Origin of the sequence: Streptomyces sp. NPDC048523, from assembly GCF_043199815.1 — a bacterium.
GTDB lineage: Bacteria > Actinomycetota > Actinomycetes > Streptomycetales > Streptomycetaceae > Streptomyces.
Map to the genome: position 1 here is coordinate 592,304 of NZ_JBICWQ010000006.1, position 23,928 is coordinate 616,231.

Annotated in this window: 21 protein-coding genes; 11 read left to right on the forward strand and 10 right to left on the reverse strand. The window is 69.8% G+C overall.

The window, feature by feature from the left end; translation table 11 throughout:
- Positions 1–55: 55 nt before the first annotated feature.
- The 4 genes from pstB to pstS form a co-directional block, all read right to left on the reverse strand.
- A complete protein-coding gene (gene pstB / locus ACGFWE_RS32115) occupies positions 56–832 on the reverse strand; it encodes a phosphate ABC transporter ATP-binding protein PstB (protein ID WP_352391660.1) in 777 nt (258 codons plus the stop codon).
- 39 nt (positions 833–871) lie between these two features.
- Entirely contained in the window at positions 872–1,933 is a 1,062-nt protein-coding gene (gene pstA, locus ACGFWE_RS32120; RefSeq protein WP_352391659.1) for a phosphate ABC transporter permease PstA, read from the reverse strand.
- Positions 1,930–2,934: a phosphate ABC transporter permease subunit PstC gene (pstC, locus tag ACGFWE_RS32125; protein ID WP_393603422.1), complete on the reverse strand. Its 1,005-nt coding sequence runs from the start codon at positions 2,932–2,934 to the stop codon at positions 1,930–1,932. The genes pstA and pstC overlap by 4 nt, the downstream gene beginning before the upstream one ends.
- A 114-nt stretch (positions 2,935–3,048) precedes the next feature.
- The gene (gene pstS / locus ACGFWE_RS32130; protein ID WP_352391657.1) at positions 3,049–4,170 is read right to left on the reverse strand and encodes a phosphate ABC transporter substrate-binding protein PstS; all 1,122 of its coding nucleotides are present in this window, start codon (positions 4,168–4,170) and stop codon (positions 3,049–3,051) included.
- 297 nt (positions 4,171–4,467) lie between these two features.
- On the opposite strand from pstS, the gene ACGFWE_RS32135 reads away from it, so the two are divergent.
- A complete protein-coding gene (locus ACGFWE_RS32135) occupies positions 4,468–6,009 on the forward strand; it encodes an FAD-binding oxidoreductase (RefSeq protein WP_393603424.1) in 1,542 nt (513 codons plus the stop codon).
- A gap of 22 nt (positions 6,010–6,031) precedes the next feature.
- On the opposite strand, the gene ACGFWE_RS32140 is transcribed toward ACGFWE_RS32135, so the two are convergent.
- The 3 genes from ACGFWE_RS32140 to ACGFWE_RS32150 form a co-directional block, all read right to left on the reverse strand.
- Positions 6,032–6,730, reverse strand: a complete 699-nt coding sequence (locus tag ACGFWE_RS32140) for a phosphatase PAP2 family protein (protein ID WP_352391655.1) — start codon at positions 6,728–6,730, stop codon at positions 6,032–6,034.
- Positions 6,731–6,899: 169 nt separating this feature from the next.
- Complete coding sequence (locus tag ACGFWE_RS32145; protein ID WP_352391654.1) at positions 6,900–7,907, reverse strand: bifunctional lytic transglycosylase/C40 family peptidase; 1,008 nt, start codon at positions 7,905–7,907, stop codon at positions 6,900–6,902.
- Between the two features lie 88 nt (positions 7,908–7,995).
- Complete coding sequence (locus tag ACGFWE_RS32150; RefSeq protein ID WP_393603427.1) at positions 7,996–8,706, reverse strand: trypsin-like serine peptidase; 711 nt, start codon at positions 8,704–8,706, stop codon at positions 7,996–7,998.
- 127 nt (positions 8,707–8,833) lie between these two features.
- On the opposite strand from ACGFWE_RS32150, the gene ACGFWE_RS32155 reads away from it, so the two are divergent.
- Positions 8,834–9,733, forward strand: a complete 900-nt coding sequence (locus ACGFWE_RS32155) for an alpha/beta fold hydrolase (protein WP_393603429.1) — start codon at positions 8,834–8,836, stop codon at positions 9,731–9,733.
- Positions 9,734–9,847: 114 nt separating this feature from the next.
- Here the strand turns inward: ACGFWE_RS32155 and ACGFWE_RS32160 are convergent, their stop codons facing one another.
- Positions 9,848–10,801 (reverse strand): oxidoreductase, encoded by a 954-nt coding sequence (locus tag ACGFWE_RS32160; protein ID WP_393603431.1) that lies wholly within the window; start codon positions 10,799–10,801, stop codon positions 9,848–9,850.
- Between the two features lie 89 nt (positions 10,802–10,890).
- Here ACGFWE_RS32160 and ACGFWE_RS32165 point away from each other — a divergent pair, with 89 nt between their 5' ends.
- The 9 genes from ACGFWE_RS32165 to ACGFWE_RS32205 all read left to right on the forward strand — a co-directional run bounded on the left by ACGFWE_RS32165 (position 10,891) and on the right by ACGFWE_RS32205 (position 22,338).
- The gene (locus tag ACGFWE_RS32165; RefSeq protein ID WP_393603433.1) at positions 10,891–11,505 is read left to right on the forward strand and encodes a TetR/AcrR family transcriptional regulator; all 615 of its coding nucleotides are present in this window, start codon (positions 10,891–10,893) and stop codon (positions 11,503–11,505) included.
- A gap of 292 nt (positions 11,506–11,797) precedes the next feature.
- Positions 11,798–13,117 (forward strand): peptidase S8, encoded by a 1,320-nt coding sequence (locus tag ACGFWE_RS32170; RefSeq protein ID WP_393603435.1) that lies wholly within the window; start codon positions 11,798–11,800, stop codon positions 13,115–13,117.
- Between the two features lie 374 nt (positions 13,118–13,491).
- Positions 13,492–14,766, forward strand: coding sequence for a peptidase S8 (locus ACGFWE_RS32175; RefSeq protein WP_393603436.1), 1,275 nt, complete (start codon positions 13,492–13,494; stop codon positions 14,764–14,766).
- Between the two features lie 338 nt (positions 14,767–15,104).
- Positions 15,105–15,413 (forward strand): hypothetical protein, encoded by a 309-nt coding sequence (locus tag ACGFWE_RS32180; protein ID WP_007383036.1) that lies wholly within the window; start codon positions 15,105–15,107, stop codon positions 15,411–15,413.
- Positions 15,414–15,657: 244 nt separating this feature from the next.
- Entirely contained in the window at positions 15,658–16,491 is an 834-nt protein-coding gene (locus ACGFWE_RS32185; protein ID WP_393603438.1) for a hypothetical protein, read from the forward strand.
- Positions 16,481–17,809 carry a hypothetical protein gene (locus ACGFWE_RS32190; protein ID WP_393603440.1) on the forward strand — a complete coding sequence of 443 codons (1,329 nt, stop codon included), beginning with the start codon at positions 16,481–16,483 and terminating at the stop codon, positions 17,807–17,809. The genes ACGFWE_RS32185 and ACGFWE_RS32190 overlap by 11 nt, the downstream gene beginning before the upstream one ends.
- Entirely contained in the window at positions 17,806–19,365 is a 1,560-nt protein-coding gene (locus tag ACGFWE_RS32195) for an SCO6880 family protein (protein WP_352391645.1), read from the forward strand. Before ACGFWE_RS32190 ends, ACGFWE_RS32195 begins: the two co-directional genes overlap by 4 nt.
- Before the next feature lie 10 nt (positions 19,366–19,375).
- Positions 19,376–20,785, forward strand: coding sequence for an ATP-binding protein (locus ACGFWE_RS32200; protein WP_352391644.1), 1,410 nt, complete (start codon positions 19,376–19,378; stop codon positions 20,783–20,785).
- Positions 20,786–20,799: 14 nt separating this feature from the next.
- Positions 20,800–22,338, forward strand: a complete 1,539-nt coding sequence (locus ACGFWE_RS32205) for a type IV secretory system conjugative DNA transfer family protein (RefSeq protein WP_393603442.1) — start codon at positions 20,800–20,802, stop codon at positions 22,336–22,338.
- Between the two features lie 3 nt (positions 22,339–22,341).
- On the opposite strand, the gene ACGFWE_RS32210 is transcribed toward ACGFWE_RS32205, so the two are convergent.
- Together ACGFWE_RS32210 and ACGFWE_RS32215 are read right to left on the reverse strand one after the other, a co-directional pair.
- Positions 22,342–23,214: a GNAT family N-acetyltransferase gene (locus ACGFWE_RS32210; protein ID WP_393603444.1), complete on the reverse strand. Its 873-nt coding sequence runs from the start codon at positions 23,212–23,214 to the stop codon at positions 22,342–22,344.
- A 31-nt stretch (positions 23,215–23,245) separates the two neighbouring features.
- Entirely contained in the window at positions 23,246–23,791 is a 546-nt protein-coding gene (locus ACGFWE_RS32215; protein WP_393603446.1) for a GNAT family N-acetyltransferase, read from the reverse strand.
- Positions 23,792–23,928 lie beyond the last annotated feature (137 nt).

The following is a 23,928-nucleotide window of genomic DNA, read 5'->3' on the forward strand; positions in this document are numbered from 1 at the left end:
CTCGCGGTGGCACCGCCATGCAGCACCGCGAGGGGCTTGGTACGACGGCTCCGGCTCAGCCGAAGCGGCCGGAGATGTAGTCCTCGGTGGCCTGGACCGACGGGTTGGAGAAGATCCGCTCGGTCTCGTCGATCTCGATCAGCTTGCCGGGCTGTCCGACCGCGGCCAGGTTGAAGAAGGCCGTACGGTCCGACACACGCGCCGCCTGCTGCATGTTGTGCGTCACGATGACGATCGTGAAGCGCTCCTTCAGCTCACCGATGAGGTCCTCGATGGCGAGCGTGGAGATCGGGTCCAGGGCCGAGCAGGGCTCGTCCATGAGCAGGACCTTGGGCTCCACCGCGATCGCGCGGGCGATGCACAGACGCTGCTGCTGACCGCCGGACAGGCCCGAACCCGGCTTGTTCAGGCGGTCCTTGACCTCGTTCCAGAGGTTCGCGCCCTTGAGGGACTTCTCTACGACGTCCGCCAGCTCGCTCTTCTTGTACGAGCCGTTCAGGCGCAGGCCCGCCGCCACGTTGTCGAAGATCGACATGGTGGGGAACGGGTTCGGGCGCTGGAAGACCATGCCCACCTCACGGCGGACGGACACCGGGTCGATGCCCTGGCCGTACAAGTCCTCGTCGTCGAGGAGCACCTTGCCCTCGACCCGGCCGCCCGAGGTGACCTCGTGCATCCGGTTGAGGGTGCGCAGGAAGGTCGACTTTCCGCAGCCGGAGGGGCCGATGAAGGCCGTCACCGAGCGGGGCTCGACCGTCATCGAGATGTCTTCGATCGCCTTGTGGGAGCCGTAGTAGGCGGTGAGCCCGCTGACGTCGATTCGCTTGGCCATGATTGCTTCACTTCCAGATCGGTCGCTGGGTGGGCCGCGTCAGCGACCGGTCTTCGGGGCCTTCCAGCGGGCGATGCCGCGAGCCACCAGATTGAGGATCATCACGAAGGCGATCAGCGTCAGCGCCGCCGCCCACGCACGGTCGTACGCCGCACCGGAACCCGCACTGTTCGCGTACTGCTGGTAGATGAACAGCGGCAACGACTGCTGCGCGCCCTCGAAGGGGTTGGTGTTGATGAGCGAGTTGCCCCACACCAGCAGCAGCACCGGCGCGGTCTCGCCCGCGATACGGGCGACCGCCAGCATGATGCCGGTCGTGATGCCGCCGATCGAGGTCGGCAGGACCACCTTCAGGATGGTGCGCCACTTCGGGACACCGAGCGCCAGGGACGCCTCGCGCAGCTCGTTCGGGACGAGCTTGAGCATCTCCTCCGTGGAGCGGACCACCACCGGCATCATCAGGATGGCCAGCGCGAGCGAGCCGGCGAAGCCGAAGGGCTGCATGTCGAACATCAGCATGATCGACAGGATGAACAGGCCCGCGACGATCGAGGGGATACCGGTCATCACGTCCACGAAGAACGTGACGGCCTTGGCAAGGTTGCCCCGCCCGTACTCGACGAGGTAGATCGCGGTGAGCACACCGACCGGCGCCGCGATGACGGTGGCGAGGCCGACCTGCTCCAGGCTGCCGAGGATGGCGTGGTAGATGCCGCCGCCCGGCTCGGTGTCGGAGACCAGGCCCATCGAGTGGGTCAGGAAGTAGACGTCGAGGACCTTCACCCCGCGCACGACGGTCGTCCAGACCAGGGAGATCAGCGGGACCAGGGCGATCAGGAAGGCGACCCAGACGAGCGCGGTCGCGACCCGGTCCTTGGCCTGCCGGCGCCCCTCGACGCGGGACGCGATGACGTACGTGCCGAGGACGAACAGCACCGCGGCCATCAGGGCCCACTGGATGCTGCTGTGCAGACCGGCGGCCGCGCTGATGCCGAGCCCCAGGGCGACGGAGCCGGCGCCGATGGCGTACGGGCTCCACTTGGGGAGGCGCGCGCCACGCAGGGTGCTGCGGGGCTTGTCGGCGATGACGGCGTTGCTCATGCGTTGGCCCCCGAGTACTCCTTGCGGCGGGCGATGATCATGCGGGCCGCGCCGTTGACCAGCAGGGTGATGACGAACAGCACCAGACCGGAGGCGATGAGGGCGTCCCGGCCGAGGTCGCTGGCCTCACTGAACTTGCTGGCGATGTTCTGGGCGAAGGTGCCGCCGCCCGGGTCGAGCAGGCTGGCCTGGATGGTGAAGGTCGGGGAGAGCACGGTGGCCACGGCCATCGTCTCGCCGAGCGCACGCCCGAGGCCGAGCATCGAGGCGGAGATCACGCCGGAGCGGCCGAAGGGGATCACCGCCATGCGGATGACCTCCCAGCGCGTGGCACCGAGGGCGAGGGCCGCCTCCTCGATCATCTGCGGGGCCTGGCGGAAGACCTCGCGGCTCACGTTGGTGATGATCGGCAGGATCATGATCGCGAGCAGGATGCCGACGGTGAGCATCGAGCGGGGCGCGCCGCCCTGCCAGTCGAAGATGCCGGTCCAGCCGAGGTAGTCGTCGAGCCAGCCGTAGAGGCCGTTCATGTGCGGGACGAGGATCAGAGCACCCCAGAGGCCGTAGACGATCGACGGCACGGCGGCGAGCAGGTCGATCACGTAGGCGATCGGGCCGCTCAGCCTGCGGGGGGCGTAGTGGGTGAGGAACAGCGCGATGGCGACCGCGATCGGGACCGCGATGACCATGGCGATGATCGAGGAGACGATCGTGCCGAAGGCGAGGACGGCGATGCCGAACTTCGGCGGGATCAGACCGGTGTTCCACTCGAAGGTGGTGAGGAAGTTCCCGTCGTCCTTGCCGATCGCGATCGAGGCGCGGTACGTGAGGAACACGGCGATCGCGGCCATGATCGCCAGCAGCAGGATGCCCGACCCGCGGGAGAGACCGAGGAAGATCCGGTCACCGGGCCGGGTGGCGCCACGGGCCGCGCGCTTGTGCTCGGCCTCGGTCGGCCGGTGGGCTGGAGGAGGTACGTCTTTTAGCTGTGTGGTGTCCATCGGGTTCTCCGGTCTGCTGAGCCGCACGCGATGTGCGGCTCCTGGCGGCGGTGCACCGGACGGTGCGGTCGGACCGGGCCCTCGAAGCGGGCCCGGTCCGGCCACACGCTCAGGTCAGCTCAGGCCCTCGATGGTGGTGCGGACCTTGGCGATGATGTCGTCGGGGATCGGCGCGTAGTCGTTGTCCGCGAGAACCTTCTGGCCGTCCTCGGAGGCGATGTAGCGCAGGAACGCCTTGGTGGCGGCCAGGGTGTCGGCCTTGTTGCCCTTGTCGCAGGCGATCTCGTACGTCACCAGGGTGATCGGGTAGGCACCCTCGGCCTTGGTGGCGTAATTCAGCTGCAGCGCCAGGTCGGAGCCGGTGCCGACGACCTTGGCGTCGGCGATGGCCTTGGTGGCGTTGTCCACGCTGGCCTCGACCGGGGCGGAGGCACCGGTGTCGATGCTGACCGGGTTGATGCCGTCCTTGGCGTACGACAGCTCCATGTAGCCGATCGCGCCGGAGGTCTGCTTCACCTGCTGGGCGATGCCGGAGGAGCCGGACGCCGACTGGCCGCCCTCGGCCTGCCAGGCCTTGCCGCCCGAGTAGGGCCAGTCGCTCTTGGCGGTGGCGATCAGGTACTTGGTGAAGTTGTCCGTGGTACCGGAGTCCTCGGAGCGGTGGAACGCCTGGATCTTGAGGTCGGGAAGCGTCGCGTCGGGGTTCAGCTTCTTGATCGCCGCGTCGTTCCACTTGGAGATCTTGTTGTTGAAGATCTTCGCGAGCGTCGGGGCGTCCAGCGTGAGCTTGTCCACGCCCGGGACGTTGTAACCGAGCGCGATCGGGCCGCCGACCATCGGGAGGTCGATGGCCTGGCCGCCGGAGCAGACCTTCTTGGAGGCGGTGACCTCTTCCGGCTTCAGCGCCGAGTCGGAACCGGCGAAGGCGACCTGGCCGTTGGTGAAGGCGGTGATGCCGGCGCCGGAGCCGGAGCCCTTGTAGTTGATCTGCACGCCACAGGCCTGCGTGAACTGCTTGACCCAGGCGTCGATCGCGTTCTTCTGCGCGGAGGAGCCGTCGGCGAGCAGCTGGCCCTTGGCGCCGTCGCACTTGATGTTGCCCGCGGCCGCGGTGGCCGACGCGTTGCCGCTGCCGCCGCTCGTGTCGTCGGAGCCGCACGCCGTGAGGGCCAGGGCGCCGGAGACGGCGAGAGCACCGAAGGCGAGGGCCCGCCGGTTCTTGCGCTGAAGCTTCACTTGAGTTCCTTCCGGGAGCCGCCGTCCTGAATCCGGCGGCGTGCGCGAAGTCTGGGAGATGCGGATGCGCGCTCACGGCGCACCACACATCGCGTAAGGCCGAAATTAGGCAGATCAGGTGAAGGCGTTCATGGCCGGAAGTGAACGGGGAGTGAACCCCTGCAGAAGGTGCGGTGAGGTCACGGAACGCTTACGTCGAGGGCACAGTGTGATTCCGGAACCCACCAGGGAACCCTCACCCCCACAGTCCCGTCTCGTCCCAGGGAAGCCCACGCGGCCGACGAAAGGCACGGACACATGGAACGGCGTACGTTCATCGGGGGCGGCGCGGCCGCGATCGCCGCGATCGGCACGGCCGCCTGCGACGGCGGCAAGAGCGCCGGCACCACACCCAGCACCTTCGGCCAGTCCCTCTCCGCCCGTACGCCCGCCGCGGCCGCCGCGAACTGGACCGCCCTCGGCCGCGACCTGGACGGCACCCTGGTCCGCCCCGGCGACGCGAGCTGGGCGACCGCCCGGCAGCTCTACAACACCCGCTTCGACTCGCTGAAGCCCGCGGCGGTGGCGTACGTGGCGCATGCCGACGACATCCGCACCACGCTCGCCTACGCCCGCGCCCACGGCGTCCGGGTGGCGATCCGCAACGGCGGCCACTCCTACGCCGGCTGGTCCTCGGGAAACAACCGGCTGATCGTCGATGTCTCCCGGCTGAAGCGCGTCCGCGCCTCGGGCGGCACCGCCGTGGTCGGCGCCGGCGCCAAGCTGATCGACGTCTACCGGGCCCTGACCGCGAAGGGCGTGACGATCCCCGGGGGCTCCTGCCCGACCGTCGGTGTCTCCGGCCTGGTGCTGGGCGGCGGCCACGGCGTGGCCTCCCGGGCCTACGGCCTGACCTGCGACAGCCTCACCCGGGCGACACTGATCACGGCCGACGGCAAGGAAGTGACCGCCGACGCGTCCACCGACAAGGACCTCTTCTGGGCCCTGCGCGGCGCGGGCAACGGCAACTTCGGCGTGGTGACGGAACTGCACTTCAGGACCCACCCGGCCCCGCAGGGCGTGACCGCGTACGCGACCTGGCCGTGGTCCAGGGCCGCCGCCGTGGTGAAGGCCTGGCAGGAGTGGGGTCCCGGCCAGCCCGACGAGATCTGGTCCTCCTGCCATCTGGAGAACGGCGGCTCGCCGTCCGTGGCGGTCGCGGCGTTCTCCATGGGCACCTACGGCGAACTCCAGAACGCCCTCGACCACCTGGCCGACCGGGTCGGCGCACCGGCCCGCAGCGTCTCACTGCGGCGGCACTCCTACGAGAGCGCGATGGAGGCGTACGCGGGCTGCTCGTCCTTCTCCACGGACGCCAAGTGCCACCTGCCCGGCTCCACCCCGAACCGCGACCCGCACGGCGCCCTCGGCCGCGAGACCTACGCGGCCCGCTCGGACTTCTTCGACCGCTCGATCCCGGCGGCCGGCGTCCAGGCCCTGCTCAGGCAGGTCGCCGCGGCCCGGGGCGGCTCGGGCAGCATCGCCCTGACCGCCCTCGGCGGAGCGGTCAACCGCGTCTCCCCCACGGCCACGGCCTTCGTCCACCGCCGCTCCCGCATGCTGGCCCAGTACATAGCGTCCTGGCGGGCGGGCACGCCGGGCACGACGGCCCAGTCCTGGCTGGCGGGGGCCCACGGCGCGATGAAGCCGTACGCCTCGGGAGCGGCCTACCAGAACTACACGGACCCGACGCTGAAGGACTGGCGCAAGGCGTATTACGGCGACGCGGCGACCAAGCTCGCCAAGGTGAAGAAGCAGTACGACCCGCAGGGCTTCTTCACGTACCCGCAGTCGCTGTAGCGGTAGTCGCAGCTTTCGTCGGCTACGCGGCGAGGTCCCGCTGGGAGGCCGGGGTCTCCTGCCGGGCCCCGGAAATCACCGACGCTCCCCGCCCGCCGTCTCGCGCGCGAACGATCCACGCCCCCTTCGGCGACCTCTCGACGGCCCTCATCAAGGGCGTGAGAAGGGCCATCGCGAGCGGCGACAGCAACAGAGCCACCGCCGTCCCGAGCGCGAACCCGCCGATGACGTCCGTCGGGTAGTGCACCCCCATGTACACCCGGCAGAACCCTTCGAGCAGCGCGAGCACGATCCCGACGAGCCCGAACTTCCGGTTGGCCACGAACAGTCCGACCGCCATCGCCATGGTGATCGTCGCGTGGTCGCTCACGAAGGAGTAGTCGGTCTTCCCGGCCACCAGGACCTCGAGCCCCTCATGGGTCCGGAACGGCCGGGGCCGCTCGACGAACCCCCTTATGGGCACGTTCACCAGCACGGCCAGCGCGGCGGCGAGCGGCGCCCACAGCAGCGCGGCCACCGAGGAGGCGGCGTCCTCACCCCCGCGCCGGCGGCCCGACCACCAGCACCACAGGACGAGCAGCACCATCCCGAGCAGGATGCCGTACTCCCCGACGTACTCCATGACCCGGTCGAACCAGTGCGGGGCGTCCTTGGCCAGGCCGTTGATGTCGTAGAGCAGGTCGACGTCGGGGTTCGACCCGGATTCGGCGAGAACAGCCATGGTGCTGCGGCCCCTTCGTCGTCTTTCCCGGCGTACCCATGTGCGCTCGGCTACGTCCCCAGGAACGCACGGCTCCCGTTAATACGTTCCACACTCCACTGAATGATCACGCAGACGTTATCGAAGAGAGACACATCGCCGCAGCTCAGGGGGTGAGTTTCACGCTCGGTCACACCGTCGTGGGCAACGCTTTCGCGCCATCTTCGGTGACCCGGGTGGCGCCGAAGTACTCAGAAGTGTCGATCGGGTCGAACCGGATCACAGCACCTGTTCTCGGTGCGTCGATCATGTATCCGCCGCCCACATAAATCCCCACATGGTGGATGGCGCGCGAATTGCCGAGGTCCTTGGAGAAGAACACCAGGTCCCCCGGCAACAGTTCACTTCTGGCCGGATGCGGGCCCGCGTTGTACTGGTCGTTCGCGACGCGCGGCAGCGTGATGCCCACGCTCGCGTACGAGGCCTGCGTCAGCCCCGAACAGTCGAAGCGCCCGCCCTGCTCGGCGGTACCGGTCCCGCCCCACAGATAGGGCGTCCCGAGCTTCTTCTGCGCGTAGTAGATGGCACCGGCGGCCTGCCTGGAGGGATCGACGCGGGTGGTGGGCGCCGCGAAACTCTCCTCCAGGGACGTGATGGTCTTCACGTAGTTCTGGGTTTCCGCGTACGGCGGCACACCGCCGTACTTGATGACCGCGTAGGCGCCCGCGTTGTAGGAGGCGAGCATGTTCTCGGTGATGTTCCCCGGGACGTTCTTCACATAGGACGCGAGCGAGCAGTCGTAGGAAGCCGCCGAGGGAATCGCGTCGTTGGGGTCCCAGACGTCCTTGTCGCCGTCGCCGTCCCCGTCGACCCCGTGCGTGGCCCAGGTCCCCGGAATGAACTGCGCTATTCCCTGCGCGGCCGCGGCGCTCTGGGCCCTCGGGTTGAATCCGCTCTCCTGGTAGAGCTGGGCGGCGAGCAGGGCCGGGTTGATGGCGGGGCAGAGGTTGCCCCACTTCTGCACGAGCGGCTGATAGGCGGCCGGAACAGCCCCCTTGGCCAGCGCCCTGGTGGCTCCGCCGACCCCGCCCGCAAGGTTGCCGGCGACGACGTAGACCCCCACGACGAGCAGCATCACGAAGCTGAGCCCCGCCCCGAGAACGGCGCCCGCAACGAGCCACGCCTTACGCACCGTCAACCGCCCCTCAACGACCGGGAGTCCGCCCGCGCCAGTCTAGGAGCTTCCCCGAAGAAAGCCGGGGTACTCGGACGGGTCGGCGCAAAGATCAGCGCACGGCGTCACGGTGGAGCGCGGCGGCCTCGGCCCCCAGCACCACGCTGTACGACACGTCGGGCGTCGCCCCGCCCTGCTCGTGCCCGCCCACCACCCCCACGACCTGCCCGTCCCCGTTCACCCAGGGACTGCCGCTGGTACCCCCCGTGAAGTCGGGGCACGCTATTCGCTGCTGCGTGCGGCTGTGCACGGTCGGCTTGTTGGTGCAGCTGATCGGCACGTCACGGGAGGAGGGGTACCCGATGACCGTGACGGCGGTGGCCCCGGTGGCGGTGCCGGTCGCGACACCGTTCCCGCCGACGACGTCCTGGACCTCCCCCTCCACCGTGGCGAAGGCGAGGTCGCTGTCCTCGTCCTGCCCCTTGGACCACCCCTCGGGCAGGAACCGCCTCAGCACCCGCCACCTGCCGTACGGCGCCTCGCCGTCCCGGTATCCGGGCACGAACACGAGGTCGTCGTCGCCGTCGAGACAGTGTGCGGCGGTGACGAGGAGGTCCCGGTGCGGGCTGCGGACGACGGAGGCGGTGCAGTGGTGCCGGTCGCCGTTGAACAGGGGCCCCACCCGGGCGGCCGGCGCGTTCGCCGCGGCGACCGTCGTCACCCCGAAGGGCCCCGCCCCGTCGTCGGCGGCCGCCTCGGAGGCCGAGGTGACGGTGAGCAGGACAGCGGCGGCGTGGAGAGCGAGACGTGGCGTGCGCTTCACGGAAGAAAGCATTCCGCACGAAGGTGAGAAACGCATCAAGCGGAGGTTTCGTGCAGCCTCCGGCGACGGTGTGGATCCCGCGCCCCGGGGCAGCCGAGCTTCGACGAGGGAGTCCGGGAGGCTGGGCGTGTTCGACGGATTCGAACTGACGCGGTGCGAGGGCGACGACGGCGTCCGGCTGCGGGTGCGGCACGGCGGCAGCGGCCCCGCCGTGCTGCTCCTGCACGGACATCCCCGTACGCATGCCACCTGGCACCGTGTCGCCCCGCTGCTGGCCGCGGCGGGCCACACCGTCGTCTGCCCCGATCTGCGCGGCTACGGCCGCTCCGACAAGCCCGCGACCGACCCGGAACACCGCCCGTACTCCAAACGGGCGATGGCCGGCGACTGCCTCGCGGTCATGCGCCGGCTGGGGCACGAGCGGTTCGCGGTCGTCGGGCACGACCGGGGCGCGTACGTGGCGACCCGCCTCGCCCTGGACCACCCCGAGGCGGTGTCCGCCGTCAGCGTGCTGGACGCGGTCCCCATCGGGGAGGCCCTGCGCCGCTGCGACGCCGGCTTCGCCGCGAGCTGGTGGCACTGGTTCTTCCTCGGCCAGACGGACAAGCCCGCCGAACGCGTCATCAACGCCGACCCCGACGCCTGGTACACGGCGAAGCCCGAGCAGATGGGCGCCGAGGCGTACGAGGACTACCGGCACGCGATCCACGATCCGGCCACCGTGCACGCCATGTGCGAGGACTACCGGGCCGGCCTCGGCATCGACCGCGAGCACGACGACGCCGACCGGCGGGCCGGCCGGCGCATCGACCGCCCGCTCCAGGTCCTGTGGGCCACGCGGGACGACATGACCGACCTGTACGGCGACGTCCTGGCCGTCTGGCGCGACTGGGCGGGCGCCCACCTGGAGGGCGGCCCGATCGACTCCGGGCACCACATGGCCGAGGAGGCCCCGGAAGAGCTCGTCGGCGCGCTGTGCGCGTTCTGGGCGAGCGCCGGACACCTGACCGGGACCGAGCAGTCCTGAGGTCGGCGGGGGCACCGGGCGAACGGCTCGGCCCCGCGTCCCCACACCCTCTGGAGGGCGGTCCGACCGACTCCGGGCCACACATGGCCGTGAGTCACGGGGGGCTGCCCGCGGTCAGGTGGCCCGCTTCTGCACGCCCTGGGGCGTCTGCGCACCCTGGAGCGTCTGCACACCCTGGGGAAAACGCGTCCCCGTCAGCTCCTCCGACACCGTCCACAGGCGCCGCGCGACGGCAGGGTCGCTCGCCGCCGCGCTCCGGCCCACCAGAGTCGGCGCACCCCTCATCTCACCGAGCCCGTCCGGACCGACGTAACTCGCCCCCGGCAGCTCCTGCGTCGCCGCGTACAGGGTGGGCAGTGCGCCCGCGCGGTCGTCCTGCGCCAGGAACCTGTTGCCGAGCTTCATGAACGCCCGGGCCGCCGCACTGGCCGCGTGGCTCTGGAGGTTGGTGGCCGAGTAGCCGGGGTGGGCCGCCAGGGCGCGGACCCCGGAGCCCGACTCCGTCAGCCGGCGCTGGAGTTCCAGCACGAACAGCAGGTTCGCGAGCTTCGACTGGCCGTACACGCCCCTGGGGTCATAGGCCGACGTCCTGTTCAGGTCGTCGAAGTCGATCCGCTGGTCGCCCCAGCGGTGCGCACCCGAGGACACCGTCACAACCCGGTCGGTGACGTACGGCAGCAGCAGGTTCGTCAGCGCGAAGTGGCCCAGATGGTTCGTGCCGAACTGCATCTCGAAGCCGTCCGCCGTCCGCTGCTGCGGGACCATCATCACGCCCGCGTTGTTGATCAGCAGGTCCAGCGGACGGTCCCAGCCCGCCGCGAACTCGCGCACCGACGACAGGTCCGCCAGGTCCAGCCGCCTCACCTCCGTGCTGCCGTGGACGGTCCTCGCGGCCGCCTCACCGCGCTCCGGGTCCCGGACGGCGAACACGACGTGCGCGCCCGCCTCGGCCAGGGCCTGCGCGGCCCGGAGTCCGATCCCGCTGTTCGCCCCCGTGACCACCGCCGTGCGGCCCGTCTGGTCGGGGATGCGGGTCGCGTTCCACTTCTGCTGCCTGTCCGTAGCCATGCGCTGAATGTAGACGCCGCCAACAATGCTGTCAATGACAACAATGATGACGCCGCCAACAATGCTGGCATCGCCTACATCCGGATACGATGGCGCCCATGCCAGCCGAGAAGCCCGAGAGCCGCCCCTACCACCACGGAGACCTGCGCTCCGCCCTCCTCGCCGCCGCCGAGCACACCCTCCGCGACAAGGGCAGCGCCTCCCTCTCCCTGCGGGAACTCGCCCGCGACCTCGGCGTCAGCCACGCCGCCCCCGGCCGGCACTTCAAGGACAAGCAGGCCCTGCTCAACGCCCTCGCGCTGGTCGGCTACGACCGCATGGCCGAGGCCCTCGAAGCCGCCGACGAACCGGGCCTCCCTCTCCAGGACCGCCTCACCGTCCTGGCCCGGACGTACCTGGGCTTCGCCATCGACAACGCCGCGCTCCTGGAGCTGATGTACGCCCGCAAGCACGAGCCCGACGCCACCGAGCAGATGGCCGCCGGAATCGACCGCACGGTGGGCGCCCTGGCGCGGGCCGTCGCCGCCGCCCAGCAGCGCGGCGAGATCGTCGACGGCGACCCCGAGCTGCTCACCGTCGTCGTGGGCACCGCCCTGCACGGCCTCGCATCCTTCGCTGCCACCGGCATGTTCACCACCGAGGCCGCGATGCAGACCGTGCCCGAACTGGTCCACCACCTGATGTACGGCCTCAAGCCCCGCTGATCCGGATCCTCCAAGTGGCTTCAGGCACCCGGGAGTTGTGTGCGACGCGTGTAGATGGTCAAGCCGTGACCATCCCCCGCCCATCCGCCGGCCATTGATCAGCAATCCCCCAACGCCCTTCGGTAAGGCGGAAGTCAGGATTCCACCGCCTGTCTTGTTGTCACGTACTCAACAAAGGGATGGTCTTCGCGGGTCGCCGCCCCCACCGGGAACCTCACCGGTGGTCCCCCACCGCAGGCCTCTGCAACCACTCCCAGGAGGCTGTACGTTGCGTACTTCCCGTTCCCCCCACATGTCCGGCAGATGGCGCCGGGCCGGCTCCACCGCCGTGGCCACCTCCGCCCTCGTCCTCGCCGGACTCGGCACCGCCGTCCACGCGACCGCCGCCACCCCCGACCACGTGAGCGCCAAAGCCGTCGCCACCGCCGTCGCCAAGGCCCACGTGCAGTACGAGAGCGCGTGCGGTGCCACCCCCAAGAAGGGCTACGCCGCCTGCAACGCCCTGCGCGTCACCGGCGGCACCACCGCGTTCATGGAGAAGCAGGCCGCGCTGAAGGGCATCACCGCCAAGACGCTCAAGCCGAACGCCTCCTCCGCGAGCCCGACCGGCTACGGTCCGAGCGACCTCCAGTCCGCGTACGGTCTGACCTCCGCGGCCGCGAACAACGGCTCGGGCCAGACCGTCGCCATCGTCGACGCCTACGACGACCCCAACGCCGCTGCCGACCTGGCCACTTACCGCTCGTACTACGGCCTCCCGGCCTGCACCACGGCCAACGGCTGCTTCAAGAAGGTCTCCCAGACCGGCTCCACGACCTCCCTGCCCACCGCCGACAGCGGCTGGGCGGGCGAGATCTCCCTCGACCTCGACATGGTCTCCGCCATCGCCCCGAACGCGAAGATCCTCCTGGTGGAGGCGAGTTCGTCGAGCATGGCCAACCTGGGCAAGGCGGTGAACGAGGCCGTCACCCTGGGCGCGAAGTTCGTCTCCAACTCCTACGGCGGCTCCGAGTCCTCCTCGGACACCTCCTACGACTCCTCGTACTTCAACCACCCCGGCGTCGCCATCACCGTCTCCGCCGGCGACGAGGGCTACGGCGCCGAATACCCCGCCGCCTCCAAGTACGTCACCGCGGTCGGCGGCACCGCCCTCAAGACGTCCTCCACCACCCGCGGCTGGACAGAGACGGTCTGGAAGACCAGCTCCACCGAGGGCACCGGCTCCGGCTGCTCCGCGTACGACGCGAAGCCCTCCTGGCAGACCGACACCGGCTGCACCAAGCGCATGATCGCCGACGTCTCCGCCGTCGCCGACCCCGCCACCGGCGTCTCCGTGTACGACTCCTACGGCTCCGACGGCACCGGCTGGAACACCTACGGCGGCACCAGCGCCTCGTCGCCGATCATCGCGTCGGTGTACGCGCTGGCCGGTACGCCGTCCAGCGGCTCCTACCCGTCCTCCTTCCCCTACGCCCACACCTCCGCCCTCAACGACGTGACCTCCGGCAACAACGGCAGCTGCTCCACGAGCTACTTCTGCACCGCCAAGTCGGGTTACGACGGACCGACCGGTCTGGGCACGCCGCAGGGTCTCAGCGCCTTCACCGGCTGAACCGTCAGCTCCTGAATCGTCCCCGTCGGGTCACGGGGGCGCCGCCCTCGAGAGGGGGACGTGGGGTCCCCTCGGCGGCACCACGGCAACGGGCCGCGACATCCGGTCGCGGCCCGTTCGCCGTGTCACGCGCGTCGTTCGCCGTCTCCACGCGAGTCAAGTCACCACCGCCCGCAGTCCATCGAGCGGCCATGCACGAGTAAGCCCGGGACAACTTTCGGTATCGCGAAGGTCAGAATTCCGGCCACTGCCTGTTGTCACGTACGGAACAAGGTGGACCGTCGTCGCAGGCCGCCGCCCGCCGCCGGGGACACACCGTACCGACGGCACGCACCCGCACCGCCCCTGTTCCGTCACCATCAGGAGGCTGCACCTTGCGTACCGACTTCCCCCACACCCGCCTGAGATGGCACCGCGCCGGCTCCGCCGCGGCCGCCACCGCCGCCCTCCTCCTCGCCGGCGTCGGGACCGCCGTCCACGCCGACGCCGCGAGCTCCGCGAAGGTCACCTGGGCCGCGACCCCTTGCGCCACCCCCAAGAAGGCGGGCGAACTCGCCTGCGACTCCCTGCGCGTGACAGGGGGCACCACCGCCTTCCAGAAGGCCCGGGGCATCACCCCGAAGGCCGCCGACGCCGCCACCCCCTCCGGCTACGGCCCCAGCGACCTCCAGTCCGCCTACGGCCTGACCGCCGCCTCCGCCTCCAACGGCTCCGGCCGGACCATCGCCATCGTCGACGCCTACAACGACCCCAACGCCGAGGCCGACCTCGCCAAGTACCGCAGCTACTACGGTCTCCCGGCCTGCACCACGGCCAACGGCTGCTTCAAGAAGGTCTCCCAGACCGGCTCCACGACCTCCCTGCCCTCCAGCGACAGCGGCTGGTCCGAGGAGATCTCCCTCGACCTCGACATGGTCTCCGCCATCGCCCCGAACGCCAAGATCCTCCTCGTCGAGGCCAAGTCGGCCACCATGGCCAACCTGGGCAAGGCGGTGAACGAGGCCGTCACCCTGGGCGCGAAGTTCGTCTCCAACTCCTACGGCGGCTCCGAGTCCTCCTCGGACACCTCCTACGACACCTCGTACTTCAACCACCCCGGCGTCGCCATCACCGTCTCCGCCGGCGACGAGGGCTACGGCGCCGAATACCCGGCAGCGTCCAAGTACGTGACGTCGGTGGGCGGCACCGCGCTCTCGAAGTCCTCCACCACCCGCGGCTGGACCGAGAGCGTCTGGAACACCAGCTCCACCGAGGGCACGGGTTCAGGCTGCTCGTCCTACGACGCCAAGCCGAGCTGGCAGACCGACACCGGCTGCACCAAGCGCATGATTTCGGACGTCTCCGCCGTCGCCGACCCGGCCACCGGCGTCTCCGTCTACGACTCCTACGGCGTCACCGCCGGCTGGTACACGTTCGGCGGCACCAGCGCCTCGTCCCCGATCATCGCGTCTGTGTACGCCCTCGCGGGCACCCCGGGCAGCAGCGACTACCCGGCCCAGTACCCCTACAAGCACACGTCCGCCCTCAACGACGTGACCTCCGGCAACAACGGCTCCTGCTCGACGAGCTACTTCTGCACCGCCGGATCGGGCTACGACGGCCCGACCGGGTGGGGCACCCCGAAGGGAGTAAGCGCCTTCACCAGCTGACTGTCCGTCAACGAACGGGCCGCGGGCTCCCCTACCGCGGCCCGTTCGTCATGCCGGCGGCCTTCCGGGTTAGCCTTCACCCGCAGAACATCGGTGCCAGAAGCGCCGCAGGTCGTAAGAGGGGTCAACGACGGAACCATGGGCCAGGTTCCGCTCAGGCCTCATTGCCCGGCGTTACCTGCCGTGATACACAGAGTGACCAGACAGTCATTCGTACGAAACCCGCCAACCAATGACGCCAAGTCGACATACGACGGCAGAATTGTCGGCGACAATGAGGCCTGACCTCTGCGCACACGCAGGGGAGACGGAACTACCCACCAGGGGCGGTGACTTACATGCTCTTTGCGGCCGACAAGGGAGACATCAACACCATCATCGGCGGGATCGCTCCGGACTGGGGCCCCTTCGGGGCACTGGGGACCGAGGCGAAGACGATGATCCAGGTCGTCATGGCGGTCGCCATCCTGCTCTGCCTCGGCATCGCCATCTGGGGCGCCGCCAAACAGCGCATCGGCGCCACCGCCCTGCGGGACACGTTCAGCGCGGAACAGGGCAAGGGCCTCATCATCGCGGGACTGACGGGAGTCTTCATCATCGGCTCCCTGGGCACGCTCTTCACCATCGTGTACGGCATGGCCGTATAGCCGCCGCGTCCGGTCGACGCACCTCCGGCCCGGCCGGGCGCGCCCGGTACCCCCTACCCCACCCGTCCGCAGTGCCCACCGGCTGAGGTTGCGTTCCCCCGATGTCTCCGATCTCCTCGATGACTCCTATGACTCTGATGCCGAGTCACCACACCGCGCCCGCGCGGGAACCAGCCCGGCTACCGTCGTACTCGTACGCGTTTTCCCGCGCTGTTCCGCACCACGTCGAGGGGGCGTAAGCGGCATGAGTCTCGGAGACGACCAGGAGGGCTCCGGCGGTTACGGCGGCACCGGCCAGACCCGCACCCACCTGCCGGGCGGCACCACGGACGTGTACGGCGGCGCCCGCCGCTCCGGCCGCTCGTCCTCCAGAAGCCTGGTCACCGTGGTCGGCGTCGTCGTCCTCCTGATCGCCGCGATCGCCTTCGCGAACCGAGGAGGAGACGATCCCTCATCCTCGGCGCAGGGCACGGGCGGCCAGCCGAACGCCACCACCACGGCCCCCACCGGCACCAAGCCGGTGCAATCCACCCCAGGCACCCTCCCCACCGGCTACGCCCACGACAGCCAGGGGGCACAGAGCGCTGCGGCGAATTACGCGACGGTACTGGTCTCCGCCGACATCCTGAAGCCGGCCCAGCGAACCGAGATCGTCCAGCAGGTCTTCGTGACCGACAAGCAGGCCGCCCTGACCGCCAAGTTCAACAAGGCCTACTCCGCGGACTTCCTGAGCAAGCTCGGCCTCGACCAGAACGGCGACGCGGCCGCAGGCCACACCTACGTCTCCCGCACCGTTCCGATCGGGACCAAGGTCACGAGCGCATCGGCCACCTCAGCGGCCGTCGAGGTCTGGTGCACCGGCTTGTACGGCACAGCCGGCGCCGATTCGACCGACCCGGTGACAAGCGACTGGTTCACCATGACCCTCCACATGCGCTGGGCCGACAGTGACTGGAAGGTCGACAGCTTCTCCCAGAAGGACGGCCCCGCTCCCGTCCCCGGAGACGACAAGGCGTCCAGCGCCGACGACATGGCCAAGGCCGTCGAGGAGTACGGAGGGTTCACGTATGCCCGGTAGCCCGCGCCGCGTCCTCAAGGTCGCAGCAGCCCTGACCACCGTTCAGTCCGCAATCCTGCTACTGGCCACCCGCGCCGCTGCGGCTCCCACACCCTCTTCCACGCCCTCCCCGACCCCGTCGGACGACAACTGCGACCTCATCGTCGGCCCGGCCAAGGACTACTGCGAAAGCGGGTCGGGGTCTGGCGGCAGCACCACTCCTGGTCTCACCTCCACCCTCGACCCCATGTCCTCCCTCGCCAAAAGCTGTGCCAAAGCCGCCGCCTGGACCATCGGCAAGCTCAGCGAGGCCGTGAAGGAGACCGCGAACGTCGACTTCACCAACCAGAAGTTCCTCCAGCAGTACGCCGTCGTCTTCGCCGCGTCGACCATCCTCACCCTCCTCCTGTGGCTGCTCGCAGTCGCCAAGCGCGCGGTACGAGGCGTCCCCCTCACCACCGCCATCAGCGAGGCGATCGGGTTCCTGTGGCTGACCGTGCTCGCGTCCGCCTTCACCCCCCTCATCCTCTACACCGTCGTCTCCGCCACGGACGGCGTCTCAGAGGTCCTCGCTAAGGCCACCGGCGACCAGACCGACACGTTCTTCGGCACCTTCTCCGGCGCCCTGGAGAAGGGCAACGACATCGGCGGCGGCCCCATCATGCTGATCGTCGTCTCCCTCGTCAGCATCCTCGCCGCCGGAGTCCTCTGGCTGGAGCTCGTGATCCGCGCCGCGCTCCTCTACGTCGGCGCCCTCCTCGGCACCGTCGTCTACGCCGGCCTCGTCGACAAGAACCTCTGGGGCCACGTCCGCCGCTGGGCCGGCATCATGATCGCCGTCATCCTGGTCAAACCGGTGATCGTCATCGTCCTCGGCCTCGCCGGCGCGCTCTCCTCCGACAACGGCCCCGACGCCTTCTCCGCCGTCGTCTCCGGCCTCGCCATCATCCTGCTCGCCATCTTCGCCAGTGCGATGATCTACCGGTTCGTCCCCGGCTTCGGCGACGAGATCGCCGGCTCCCGCAACAACCGCATCATGCAGAACGCCGAGGGCAAGGCCGCCGCGGTCATCAGCTCCCCGGCCACCCTGGTCGCCCAGGGCATCAAGACCCACAGCTCCCGGGCCGACAACAACGGTCAGGCCTCCGGAGGCTCGGGCGCCCGCCCGAGCAACCCGGCGTCCGGCGGAGTCGCCGCCCACGGCTCGCGCACCCCGAACGGAGGCGGCGGATCTGTCCCCTCCGCCGCTCCCGCTCCCCGCGCGGGCAACGCGGTGAACACCCCGCACGCCGGCAACCGCAACGCAGGCAGCAACAGCACAGGAGGTGACGGGCGTTGACGACCGAGTCCCACGTGTCGCATACGGTCACGCCCCGCCGTACATATCTGATCGGCCGCGCCCGGCCGAACGCGATCGTCGGCCGCAACCGTGAGTCGGGCGAGATCGCGCTCATCATCGTGGGCGCGTTCCTCGGCATGATGTGCGGGCTCCTCGTCCCCGTCCTGTCCCTGCGCATCGTCCTGCTGATGGGCTTCCCCCTGCTCGCGCTGGCCGCGGTCTACGTCCCCTACAAGCGCCGCACCTTCTACAAGTGGTTCGAGATCAACCGCAGTTACAAGCGCACCCTGCGCCAGGGCACCACCTACCGCTCCTCCGTGATGGAGGCCGGCACCCACGTCGACGGCCGCGAGGTCGAGGTCGGCCCGCCCCCCGGCATCGGCCGGATCAACTGGCTCGCCGCCCCGTTCGGGCCCGACGAGATCGCCGTACTGCTCCACGCGGACCGCCGTACCGTCACCGCCGCCATCGAGATCGAGGGCCCCGGCGTCGGCCTGCGCGACTCCGAGGACCAGGAAGCCCTCGTCGACCGCTTCGGCACCCTCCTCAAGCACGTGGCCAACGGCGACGGCTTCGTCACCCGCATCCAGATGCTCGCCCGCACCCTCCCCGCCGACCCGGACGCCCACGCCAAGGACGTCGCCATGCGCGGGGACGACAGGGCGCTGCCGTGGCTGCAGTCGTCGTACGACCAGCTCCAGTCGATGGTGTCGACCAGCAGCGAGCAGCACCGCGCGTACCTCGTCGCCTGCATGCACTACACCCGTGAACTGGCCGCCGAGGCCCACGCGATGGCCCGCGCGGCCCGCCCCCAGTCCGGCCGCAAGCTGGACAAGGACGCCGGCCTCGCGGTCGTCATGGCCCGCGAGCTGACCGACATCTGCTCGCGCCTCCAGGAGGCCGACATCCGGGTCCGCCAGCCGCTCGGCCAGGGCCGGCTCGCCTCCCTGATCCACTCCATGTACGACCCGGACCACCCCATCGACCACATCCAGGCCATGACCAAGCGCAACGCCTGGCCGGCCGAACTCGACGCCATGGAACCGACGTACCTCCAGGCGAAAACCCGGGAGTCCAGCACCCGCGCGCCCTGGTGCCACGCCACGGCCTGGGTGAAGGAATGGCCGATGACCCCGGTGGGCGTCAACTTCCTGGCACCCCTGCTCGTCCACACCCCGGACGTCATCCGAACGGTCGCCGTGACGATGGATCTCGAGCCAACCGAGGTAGCCATCGAACGCATGTTGACCGAAAAGACCAACGACGAGGCCGAGGCCTCCCGCGCCGCCAAGATGAACCGCACCGTCGACCCCCGTGACGTCGCCTCCCACAACCGCCTGGACCAGCGCGGCGAGGACCTGGCGAGCGGCGCGGCCGGCGTCAACCTGGTCGGCTACATCACCGTGTCCTCCCGCAACCCCGAGGCCCTGGCCCGCGACAAGCGGACCATCCGGGCCTCGGCCGGAAAGTCGTATCTGAAACTGGAGTGGTGCGACCGCGAGCACCATCGCGCCTTTGTGAACACGCTTCCGTTCGCCACCGGCATTCGAAAGTAGGGGACCAAGCATGCGGGATCCGCTGTCCGTCCTCAGCGACGCCTTCACCTCCTTCCTCTTCGGAAAGGTCGAGACGACCCGCCTGCCGGTCCGCACCTCCACCGGCCAGGCGCAGGCGGTCTACCTCCCGACCGCCGCGCCCGGCCTCGGCGACTCGGGCGTGATCATCGGCCGCGAGGTGTACTCCGGCAAGGGCTACATCTACGACCCCTTCCAGCTCTACGGCCAGCAGCTCCCGGCACCGCACTGGCTGGTCCTGGGCGAATCCGGAAACGGCAAGTCCGCCCTGGAGAAGACCTATGTGCTGCGCCAGTTGCGCTTCCGGGACCGCCAGGTCGTGGTCCTCGACGCCCAGGGCGAGGACGGCGTCGGCGAATGGAACCTCATCGCGCAGGAGTTGGGGATAACTCCCATCCGCCTGGACCCGATGGCCGCCCTGGACATGGGGATCCGCCTCAACCCGCTCGACCCCGCGATCACCACGACCGGCCAGCTGGCCCTGCTGCGGACCATCATCGAGGTCGCGATGGGCCACGGCCTCGACGAGCGCTCCGGCTTCGCGCTGAAGGTCGCGCACGCCTACGTCAACGAGACGATCGTCGAACGCCAGCCGATCCTCACGGACATCGTGGAGCAGCTACGGCACCCCGAGCCCGAGTCGGCCGAGGCGATGAACGTCGACATAGAGGACGTCCGCGCGTGGGGGCTCGATGTCGCCCTGGTCATCGACCGCCTGGTCGACGGTGACCTGCGGGGCATGTTCGACGGCCCGACCACGGTCGGCATCGACCTGGACGCGCCGCTGATCGTCTTCGATTTGTCCCACATCGACCGCAACTCCATCGCCATGCCCATCCTCATGGCGATCGTCGGAGTTTGGCTGGAACACACCTGGATCCGCCCCGACCGCAAGAAGCGCATCTTCCTGGTCGAGGAGGCCTGGCACATCATCGCCAGCCCCTTCGTGGCCCAGCTCTTCCAGCGCCTGCTGAAGTTCGGCCGCCGGCTCGGCCTGTCCTTCGTGGCGGTGGTCCACCACCTGTCCGACGTGGTGGACGGAGCTGCGGCGAAGGAGGCCGCGGCGATCCTGAAGATGGCCTCGACCCGGACGATCTACGCCCAGAAGGCCGACGAGGCCCGAGCGACGGGCCGTGTCCTGGGCCTGCCCCGCTGGGCGGTCGAGATCATCCCGTCCCTCACCCCCGGCATCGCCGTCTGGGACGTCAACGGCAATGTCCAGGTGGTCAAACACCTGATCACCGAGACCGAACGCCCGCTGGTCTTCACCGACCGCGCGATGACGGAGTCCTCCAGCGATCTCGCCGACGAGGCCCTGCGCGCCGCCGAGCTGGAGGCGGAGGAGCGGGCGGCGGCCTTCGTGGAACAGCACATGGGCGACTCCGAGTCGACGGTGGCGTAGGAGGGCGGGCAGTGGTGAGACCGGACGATCGCCACCAGGGCGGTCAGGGAGGCCAGGGAGGCGTCCCTGACGGGCTGTTGGTCGGCATACTCGCCTTCCTCCTCGGCATGACCCTGCTGGTCTGGACGGCGACGGGCCTCGCGGGTCTGTTCGCCCACGGCGACTGGCCGAGCGGCGTCACCTTCACCCGCACCCCGCCGGCCATGCGCCACCTCATCGGTCACCCCCAGGACATCCCGGGAGCCTGGCCCGACACCTCGGCGGGCCAACTCTCCGGCTACGGCCTGGTCTGGGGCCTGTTCATCGGCCAGCTGCTGCTCCTGGTCGTCCTGACGATCTTCGCGATGGGGACACTGGCCCGCTGGAGAGCGGTCCGCGCGAGGACGCGAGCGGAGAAACTGGCGGCACGGGAACGACGTCCGGAACCGGCACCGGCTGACAAGACCCCGGCCCACGAGGTAGCCACTCACGAGGTGGCGATCCCGAGACCGACGCCAGAGCCTCAACCGCAGCCGCAAACACAGCCGTTGCCGCAGCCTTTGCCGGTCACGGTGAGCCGGCCACCCGAGCGAAGCACGCACCCGGTGACGCAGGGCGCAGCGGTGAGCGGGTGGGAAACCCCTCGCACCGAAGGCGTGGTGCACTACGGCCCACCGGCGACCCGGCACCCCACCGCGACCCAGGCCATCAGGGACGCGGAAGGCCCCGCCCTCGTCGTCACCTCGAACCCGGCCGTCTGGCAGGACACCAAGGACGCCCGAACCAAACTGGGCCCGGTCCACGTCTACGACCCCGCTCACCTCTGCGACACCCCGGCCCGCCTGCACTGGTCCCCCACCACGGGCTGCGAGACCAAGGAGACGGCGAAGGCGAGAGCTGCCGCGCTCCTCGCCCCGGTCCGCCCCACCGCGAAGATCGACCAGGCCGTGGCCGACGTGGCCGAAACGCTCCTGCGCAGCTATCTCCACGCGGCGGCCATAGAGGCACGCACCATCCGCCATGTCCACCGCTGGTGCCAGGGCACCCAGGTCCAGGACGCGGTGAGAACTCTGCGCACCCACCCCAAGGCGGCCCCGGGCTCCGCGGGCGAACTCGAAGCCGCCCTCACCGCCCACCCCGAACGCCGTGACATCGCCCAGGAGCTGGCCGGCCGAGCCCTCTCGGCGCTCCTCACGGTCAACATCCGCGAGGCATGCACTCCCAACCGAAATGATGCCCTCGCCTTGGATTCCTTCGTCGATGAAGGGGGCACGCTTTATGTGGTAGGTGAATCCCTCGAGGACCCCAGGACGAAGCCAGGCGCGATGCCCCTTCTGACGGCTCTCATCTCAAGCGTGGTCGAGCGTGGCCGGCGCATGGCCGAACGGTCATCCGCCGGTCGCCTCGACCCACCACTGACACTCGTCCTGGACGACATCGCAGCCGTGGCTCCGCTTCCCCAGCTCCCGGAGCTGCTGACCGCCGGAGCGGACCGGGGACTACCGACCCTGGCCCTGCTCCGGTCCCGCGAACAGGCCCGCACCCGCTGGCCGGACGCGGAGTTCCCGGCGTAGGGCTCAGAAGTCGTACACGACCCAGTCGATGACCGGCACATATCCGAGCCGCCGGTAGAGGGCATTGCTGGTGGGGTTCGCCGCGTCCGTGAACAGCACCACGTCCTCGGCGCCCGCCGCCAGCGCGGCCCGGCTCACCTCGACCGTCACCGCGCCCGCGTATCCCCGACCCCGCAGGTGGGCCGGCGTGTACACGGGGTCGACCTGGACGAGGCCCGCGACCATCGGGTTCGCGCCCGCCATGGAGACGGGCGTGCCGCCCGGGGTCTCCCAGAACGTGTAGCTCTTGTCGGCGAAGCGGGTGCCGGCCCAGGTGCCGGCGTCGATGGTGACGGCCTCCCCCACATCCGCGGCGAACCCACGGCACATACCCATCAGTTGCTCGTGGTCCCGCTCCCCCACGGGCCGTCCCCGACCCGCCGGGTACGGCTCCGGCGGCACGAGCGTGCCGAGACGGTGCAGACAGAGCCGGACGCTCTCCCGCGGCGCCGCCCCGGTGTGCCGCTGCCACGCTTCGGCGAAAACGGCGGCGGTTCGCTCGTCCGCGCTGACGGAGGGTACGGAGTGGCCGAGTGCCACCAGCCGGGCGGCGAGGGCGTCGGCCTGCTCGGCGGTGAGCGGAGTCAGGCCCAGCCCGCGGTGGGGCGACAGACGGTAGAAGGCGCCCTGGACCTCGCCGGCCTCCTCCAGCAGACCGAACACGGCTCCTTCGGCGTCGTACGCGGCCGCCCCGCGGGTACGAAGTCTCGCGGTCCAGGTCAGCTGCATGATGTGCGGGACGGGCCGCGAGCGCAGGAACTCCCCGCCTCGGGCGAGGAAGTCGTCGAGGTCTTCGGTGAGGTGCCAGTCGTCGAGGTGCCAGTCGTCCGAGCGCATGCCTCATGATCCCTGAAGGGCCTCGGCGTGGTCAGACGCGCTCCAGCGCGAACTCCAGCTCCGACTCCCCCGGAGCCGACCCCAGCGGCACGACCACACCCGTGGGCTCGAAACCGGCCTTGCGATAGAACCGCTGCGCCCGCCCGTTGTCCTCGTGCACGATCAACCGCACCCGCTCGGCACCGTGTGCCCACGCCCACTCCACAGTGGCGTCGAACAGCACATCCGTGAGCCCGCTGCCGCGCTCCTCGGGCCGTACGAACACCCCGACGAGGTGCCCCTGTTTCCGCTCGACCGGAAACCCGGCCCAGTCCGTGGTCCCGGGCTCTTCCATGAGCACCGTCACCGTCCCGACCCACTGTCCGTCCGGCGCCTCGGCGATGACCGTCTGTGCCCCGTCCGCCCCCTCGGCACCCTTGGCCGTCCGCTCCTGCCAGAAGGAGTCGGGCCGTGCGACGGCCGCCTCGTAGGTCTCCAGGAAGGCGAGGGGCGCGACCGGATCCTGAAGTGCCGCGAGCCGCAACTCCTTCGCGGCGGGCCACTCATGGGCGCGGACGGACCGGATCACGTAGCTCATACGGGCCACAGTAGTACTCGGCCGGGTAATGCGTGAAACGAAAAAACCCCCGTGCCGAATGGCACGGGGGTTTTCCCAAAAATTGTTCGGCGGTGTCCTACTCTCCCACAGGGTCCCCCCTGCAGTACCATCGGCGC

Coding starts and splice junctions, on each gene's coding strand:
- pstB (WP_352391660.1), bottom strand. CDS start 832: ATGGCCAAGCGAATCGACGTCAGCGGGCTCACCGCCTACTACGGCTCC.
- ACGFWE_RS32140 (WP_352391655.1), bottom strand. CDS start 6,730: ATGGCTGTTCTCGCCGAATCCGGGTCGAACCCCGACGTCGACCTGCTC.
- ACGFWE_RS32190 (WP_393603440.1), top strand. CDS start 16,481: ATGCCCGGTAGCCCGCGCCGCGTCCTCAAGGTCGCAGCAGCCCTGACC.
- ACGFWE_RS32180 (WP_007383036.1), top strand. CDS start 15,105: ATGCTCTTTGCGGCCGACAAGGGAGACATCAACACCATCATCGGCGGG.
- ACGFWE_RS32160 (WP_393603431.1), bottom strand. CDS start 10,801: ATGGCTACGGACAGGCAGCAGAAGTGGAACGCGACCCGCATCCCCGAC.
- ACGFWE_RS32135 (WP_393603424.1), top strand. CDS start 4,468: ATGGAACGGCGTACGTTCATCGGGGGCGGCGCGGCCGCGATCGCCGCG.
- ACGFWE_RS32170 (WP_393603435.1), top strand. CDS start 11,798: ATGTCCGGCAGATGGCGCCGGGCCGGCTCCACCGCCGTGGCCACCTCC.
- ACGFWE_RS32210 (WP_393603444.1), bottom strand. CDS start 23,214: ATGCGCTCGGACGACTGGCACCTCGACGACTGGCACCTCACCGAAGAC.
- ACGFWE_RS32185 (WP_393603438.1), top strand. CDS start 15,658: ATGAGTCTCGGAGACGACCAGGAGGGCTCCGGCGGTTACGGCGGCACC.
- pstC (WP_393603422.1), bottom strand. CDS start 2,934: ATGGACACCACACAGCTAAAAGACGTACCTCCTCCAGCCCACCGGCCG.
- ACGFWE_RS32215 (WP_393603446.1), bottom strand. CDS start 23,791: ATGAGCTACGTGATCCGGTCCGTCCGCGCCCATGAGTGGCCCGCCGCG.
- ACGFWE_RS32200 (WP_352391644.1), top strand. CDS start 19,376: ATGCGGGATCCGCTGTCCGTCCTCAGCGACGCCTTCACCTCCTTCCTC.
- pstA (WP_352391659.1), bottom strand. CDS start 1,933: ATGAGCAACGCCGTCATCGCCGACAAGCCCCGCAGCACCCTGCGTGGC.
- ACGFWE_RS32165 (WP_393603433.1), top strand. CDS start 10,891: ATGGCGCCCATGCCAGCCGAGAAGCCCGAGAGCCGCCCCTACCACCAC.